The sequence below is a fragment of the Caulobacter sp. P1_B12_2 genome, assembly GCF_056406675.1.
In genome coordinates, this window is record NZ_JBFTZS010000496.1 from 1 (window position 1) to 5,929 (window position 5,929).

Genomic DNA, 5,929 nt, shown 5'->3' on the forward strand with positions numbered 1-5,929 from the left:
GTCCTCGGGCGGCAGCAGCCGGGGGCGGGACGGGGCGATCGCGGGGAGGGGCGCGGCGGCGCGGATGCTGATGACCCCGTCGGCGCTGACCGACAGCTCCAGGCCCGAGCCGCGCAGCAGCCGCCGCACCGCGTCGGCCGGCTCGAGGCGGCCATGCACCGCCGGCGCCGGTCGTCCCCGGACCAGGCCGGCGGGCGCGATGATGATCGTCCCTGTCTGGCGCGACAGGGCCAGCAGGGCGGTCGACAGAGGTTGGGCGGGAACATCGACAAGCCGGACCGGCGCGGCCTGGACGATCGTCGGCGTCAGGCCGGTCCCAAGGCCAAGGGCCAGCGTCGCCGCGACGGCGCGGAGTCGAGAGCCGCCTGCGCCGACGCGGGCGTCACCGGGCATGAGGCTCCGGCGCGCGTCTCGGATCGGCGGCGACCAGGACCCGGCCGCCTCGACCGTCGTCGGTCAGGCGCACGGGAAGCACGCGCGGCAGCTCGGCGACGAAGCGGTCGGCCTGGGCGATGTCGAAAGCGGCGGTGACCTTCAGCCGGCCCGCGGCGGGCGAGCCGATCGTCAGCGGGCGCTGGCTGTAGCGATTGAGATCGGCGACCACCTCGGCCAGCGGCGCGTCCTCGTAGGCCAGGCGGCCCTGACGCCAGCCGCCGGCCAGGTCGGCCCGGGCCAACACGCCGACGGTCACGCCGCGCGTGTCGGCGACCGCGGTCTGGCCGGCGCGCAGCGTCACCGCGCGATCCTGGCCGCCGTCCGAGACCTGGACCGCGCCCTGTTCGACCTCGACCCGCACGTCCTGCTCGGCGCGGTGGACGTTGAAGCGCGTGCCGACCACGCGGACCATGGCGTCCCCGGCCTGGACCGTGAACGGACGGCCGCTCTGGTGAGCGACCACGAAGAACGCTTCGCCGTGCTCCAGCGACAGGGCGCGCGGCCGCCAGCGTGAGGCGATCCGCAGGCGCGACGCCGGCGCCAGGGTGACCTGGCTGCCGTCGCTCAGAGCGATCTGACGGCTCTCGCCCAGGCGGGTTTCGTAGGCGGGGCCGGGGAGGGCGAAGGCGGCCAGGGCCAGGCCGGCCGCCAGCAGTCCGCCTGTGGCCATGGCTGGCGCACGCCATGACGGGACGTGTCGCGCGCCTGGACGCCTGACGATCTGGTCGGCTTGCGCGACGCCCAGATCGCCGAGCCCGCCCAGCATCAGGATCACGCCCTCGGCCTGTTCATAGGCGCGGCGGTTCAGCGGATCGGCGTCGAGCCACGCGCCCAGCAGCCGCGACCGCTCGGGCGGGAAGTCCTCTCCCACGACCGCCAGGGCCCAGGCGCGGGCGGTCTGGCCGATCGGCGAGTCAGGATCGACGGCTTCGTTCACGCGACAGTCCTCGATAATCGGCGGTTCCATGGATCAGGGCGCGCTGACAGACAGCCAGCGCCTCCTCGACGGTCTTGCGGACGAGCGATTGCGAGACGCCGAAGCGCTCGGCGATCGCCACGAAGCTATGGCCTTCCAGCCGGTTGGCCAGAAGGTATTGGCGGTGCCGTTCGGGCAGCCCCTGCACCACCTTTTCCAGCAGGCCCATCTGCTGCTTGGCGATCAGGGTGCGCTCCAGGTCGGGCGTCTCCTCGCTGTCGAGCGCCAGCAGCGACGCCGAGGCGTCCAGGGTTCGACTGGCGCGGGCCAGGCTGCGGCGCTCGTCCAGCATCAGATTGATGGCCACGCGAAACACGAAGGCGCGGGGACTTTCGATCCGTTCGGCGCCCTCCAGTTCGCCCAGCTTGAAGAAGGCCTGCTGGGCCACGTCTTCCGGGTCGGGCGGCCCGGGGCCGAACCGCGCGCGCAGGAAGGCGCATACATCTCGCCATTCGCGGGCGTAGGTCGCCGAATAGGATGGGCGATCACGCCACAGACCTGTTCCTGCGTCAGCCGGCCCGACGCCATCCGACCCGTCGCCGCCTGGCCCGACAGGGCTTGGCCTGACGATTCGAAGCTTGGGCGTCTTCGCCTCGAACACCGGTGCTCCCCAGTCACGTCGGTCTTTTTCTTGAGGCGGCGACGATGAGAGGGAACGCCCCCGCGATCAACCGAAACTGAAAAAAATGCAGGAGAGGCGAACTTTCTTGTGCGGATCGCGCCTCCGAAATCGTCGTTTCTCGCGGCTCTGAAATAGGGAGAAATATTCGTCATTTTTCAAATGATACCGCTAACTTTTCCCCTTTTCTCCAGGTTCACACCATGTCTATCCTAATGACACCGGTGACAAAAGGCCGGACCAAGAAAGGCGGCTCACGAACCGCCGGGACGAAATTGGGGAGGGAAGTCCATGACCAAGTCCACGCATCCGCAGACCTGCGCCTTGCTGCGTAATTCATCGCGCCTGGCGCTGACGGCCGCGCTCACCGCCGGCTTTTCGATCGGCCTCGCGGCGTCCGCCGCCCAGGCCCAGACCACCCAGACCGCCGCCGCCGAGTCGAACCAGATCGAAGAGGTCGTGGTCACCGGATACCGCGCCTCGCTGCGCAGCGCGATGGAGACCAAGAAGACCTCGGACGTCATGCTCGACGCCATCAACGCCGAGGACATCGCCGATTTCCCGGATTCGAACCTGGCCGAGTCCCTGCAGCGCCTGCCCGGCATCTCGATCGACCGCGACAACGGCGAAGGGCGCACGATCAGCGTCCGCGGCCTGAGCGGCGACTTCAGCCGCGTGCGGATCAACAACATGGAAGCGCTGTCCACCGGCGCAAACAACGACGCCGGCGCCAGCCCCAACCGCTCGCGGGCGTTCGACTTCAACGCCTTCGCCTCGGAGCTGTTCAGCTCGGTGCGGGTGCGCAAGTCGTCGTCGGCCCTCGGCCGAGGACTCCTATTACGAGAACGGCAAGACCCACAGCCCGCGCCTGACCCTGCTGGCCTCCGATCGCTGGTTCGAGGGCAAGGTCGGCCTGCTGGTCTCGGGCGCCTACGCCAAGCGCAAGTCGGTGGATGACAGCTACTCGCGCGGCACCGGCTCGTCCGACTACACCTATCGCGGCTCGACCTGGACCGGCGACGAACTGCCCGGCCGCGCCGGTTTCGCCGCGCCGACCGGCACGGTGTTCCGCGCCCTGATCCCGACCACCCTGACGGGCGCCGCGCTCGACACCTACAAGGCCAATCCGGCCAACTACTACAACCCCATGGCCAACCCGGCCGCCTACGCCGAAATGACGGGCTCGGATCCGGCCGCCTACGCCAAGCTGTACCCGAACTGCGCGGCCGCGACGGCGCAACCGGTGTCGGGCGTGACCGCGACGTCCCCGGGCTGCAACGACTCCCTGATCCGCTTCCCGGCCCTGCCGTCGCTGGCCCAGAAGGACGTCGACACCGAGCGCCTGGGCCTGACCGCGGCGTTCCAGGTCCAGATCAGCGACCGCACCCGCCTGACCGTCGATGCGCTGTATTCGCGCTTCGAGAGCACGACCACCAACTACGGGCTCTCGCCGGTCGGCCTGAACCGCAACAACACCAACGCCAGCTACCAGTACGGCGCCAACGTGCCCACGGCGACCGCGCGAAACGGTTCGGCCATGACGGCCGCCCAGCGCCGGGCGCTCTATCCGGGCAGCTGCACCTTCGCCGACGAAACCGATCTGAATCCCGGCCAGGATTGCGGCCAGTCGCTGTACGGCAACGCGCCGCTGCCCGGCTACAGCTTCAGCTACACGCCCTACAACCTCGACCCGTACGAATATTACACCAACCCGGCCTCGGTCGGTTACGCCGGGGTGGACACCTCGCTGCCGTTCCGCGGCGACCTGATCGGCCGTCCGTCGGTCAAGCTGCTCGACGCCGAGGTGGTGGGCCAGAACGCGCAGTACCTGAAACTGGGCAACATCGACTGGCGCTCGTACGCCGACCGTGGCGCCTATACGACCGACTTCCGCCAGGCGTCGCTCAACCTGACGCACGAGTTCAGCGACCGCTTCCGGGGCGAGTTCAGCGCGGGTCTGTCGGAGTCGACGAACAAGAACCAGGGCACCCTGGTCGAGTTCAACTACATGGACGCCGCGGAGCCGTTCATCTTCGACGAGCGCGGCGCCACCGGCATGCCGCGGTTCGACGCCGGCTTCAACGCCGCGGATCCCAAGAAGTGGGGGATCATCAAGGGCTTCTCGGGCATGCGCAATTACGTGCGCGAGACGGTCAACACCTACAAGGGTTTCAAGGCCGACTTCACCTACGATCTGGACGACAACTGGACGATCAAGTTCGGCGGCACCGGGCGCAAGTTCGAGTTCACCACCAACCAGTTCGAACGCAACAACGACCTGCTGAACCCGACCGAGCGCGAGGCCGGCGTCACCATCGCGTCGCTGGGCCAGGTCATCGACTTCGGCCAGGGCCTGAAGGTGCCGGAAGGCACGACCACCAGCTTCTGGGCGCCCAGCCTGGAAGCCTTCGACAACGTCTTCGACTTCACCTGCAACTGCATCAACAAGTACGGCGACTACCGTATCACCCGGAAGCGCAACCGCTCGGCTTCGTTCGGCGTGACCGAGGAGAACTCCGCCTACTACGCCCAGTTCAACTTCAGCTACGACGTCCTGGACGGCCGCCGCCTGTCGGGCAACCTCGGCATCCGTCAGGCCCACACGGCCGTGAACTCCCAAGGCGAGACGACCGCCGGCCGGCCGATCTACGGCGAGAACAGCTATGACGACACGCTGCCCGCGGGCAACGTGACGTTCGAAGCGTTCCATAACTTCTACATCCGCGCCGCCGCGGCCAAGGTCATGGCCCGTCCGCTGCTGGGCAACCTGTCGCCGGCGGTGACCGGCATCAGCGTTCCCAGCGACGGCTCGAGCACCGGCGGCACCCTGACGGTGGGCAATCCCAAGCTGTCGCCGTTCCGGGGCAAGGCCTATGACGTAGCGGCCGAATGGTACTTCACGCCGGGCGGCCTGATCAGCCTGGGCTACTTCCGCAAGGACATCTCTTCGTATCCGCAGACGATCTTCTACGAAGCCCCGCTGTCGGAATTCCTCGACCCCGAGGCGATCGAAGCGCTGAAGCTCGGGTTCCCTGGCGCCACCGGCGGCGACGTCTTCCGCCGCGCCTATATCGACGCCAACAATCCGTTCCTCGCCCGCCAGGTCCGCGACGCGCCGGGCGGCGTCCTGCAGGGCTGGGAGTTCAACTACCAGCAGGACCTGACCTTCCTGCCCTGGTACTTCAAGAACCTCGGCGTCCAGTTCAACGCCACCAAGCTGAACACCGAGCTGAMSTACATCCTSGAYCCGGGCKCGGTGAACGCCACGACCGGCGCCGTGATCAAGGCCCCGGTCTATGGCAAGGGTCCTTGGCTGGGGTCCTCGCCGACGGGTCTGAACTTCACGCTCTACTACGAGACCGAGAACTTCAACGCCCGGATCTCCACGGCCTATCGCGACCAGTACAACACCACCTATCCGCTGACCGCGGGCAACTGCGATCCCGGCCTGCAGTCGACCGGCGCGGCTTGCGACAGCCCGCTGATCAACGAGTTCGGCGGCGCCAAGTCGACCACCAATGTCGATTTCTCGATGCGCTACTCGCCCATCAAGCAGGTCAGCATCACCTTCGAAGCGTTGAACATCACCAACGAGATGAACGAGCGGTTCGCCTATTCCGACCCGGTCATCCAGTCGTACGGCGGGACGGGTCCGAACTACCGGATCGGCGTCCGCTACAAGTACTGATCCCCTTCGGCCGCGATCGACCGGCGTTCGCGCCGGGGTGATCGCGGCCGCTCGCCAAGCCGCCTCCCGCGGTGACTTCGGCGGACAGCCTTTCCAACCCGGGCTGTCCGCCGCCTTTCTTTCGGGACGCCCGTCACGAAGGGCGGCCGAACCCGCCGCTGTCCAGAGTGATGTCCATGCGTTTCACCGCCCTCATACTCGCATCCTGCCT

5 protein-coding genes are annotated in these 5,929 nt (G+C 67.9%); 2 read left to right on the plus strand and 3 right to left on the minus strand.

Annotation, left to right across the window (positions count from 1 at the left end):
• From AC1DZ6_RS22140 to AC1DZ6_RS22150, 3 genes are all read right to left on the minus strand, one after another.
• A partial coding sequence (locus AC1DZ6_RS22140; protein ID WP_477099280.1) for an STN domain-containing protein occupies positions 1–393 on the minus strand: 393 nt, incomplete at its 3' end.
• Positions 383–1,372, minus strand: coding sequence for a FecR family protein (locus AC1DZ6_RS22145; RefSeq protein WP_477099281.1), 990 nt, complete (start codon positions 1,370–1,372; stop codon positions 383–385). The genes AC1DZ6_RS22140 and AC1DZ6_RS22145, both read right to left, overlap by 11 nt.
• Positions 1,350–2,012 carry a sigma-70 family RNA polymerase sigma factor gene (locus AC1DZ6_RS22150; RefSeq protein ID WP_477099282.1) on the minus strand — a complete coding sequence of 221 codons (663 nt, stop codon included), beginning with the start codon at positions 2,010–2,012 and terminating at the stop codon, positions 1,350–1,352. The genes AC1DZ6_RS22145 and AC1DZ6_RS22150 overlap by 23 nt, the downstream gene beginning before the upstream one ends.
• Positions 2,013–2,321: 309 nt before the next feature.
• On the opposite strand from AC1DZ6_RS22150, the gene AC1DZ6_RS22155 reads away from it, so the two are divergent.
• Together AC1DZ6_RS22155 and AC1DZ6_RS22160 are read left to right on the plus strand one after the other, a co-directional pair.
• Positions 2,322–2,987, plus strand: coding sequence for a TonB-dependent receptor plug domain-containing protein (locus AC1DZ6_RS22155; protein ID WP_477099283.1), 666 nt, complete (start codon positions 2,322–2,324; stop codon positions 2,985–2,987).
• The gene (locus AC1DZ6_RS22160; RefSeq protein ID WP_477099284.1) at positions 2,980–5,718 is read left to right on the plus strand and encodes a TonB-dependent receptor domain-containing protein; all 2,739 of its coding nucleotides are present in this window, start codon (positions 2,980–2,982) and stop codon (positions 5,716–5,718) included. The genes AC1DZ6_RS22155 and AC1DZ6_RS22160 overlap by 8 nt, the downstream gene beginning before the upstream one ends.
• The last annotated feature ends 211 nt before the right edge of the window (positions 5,719–5,929 follow it).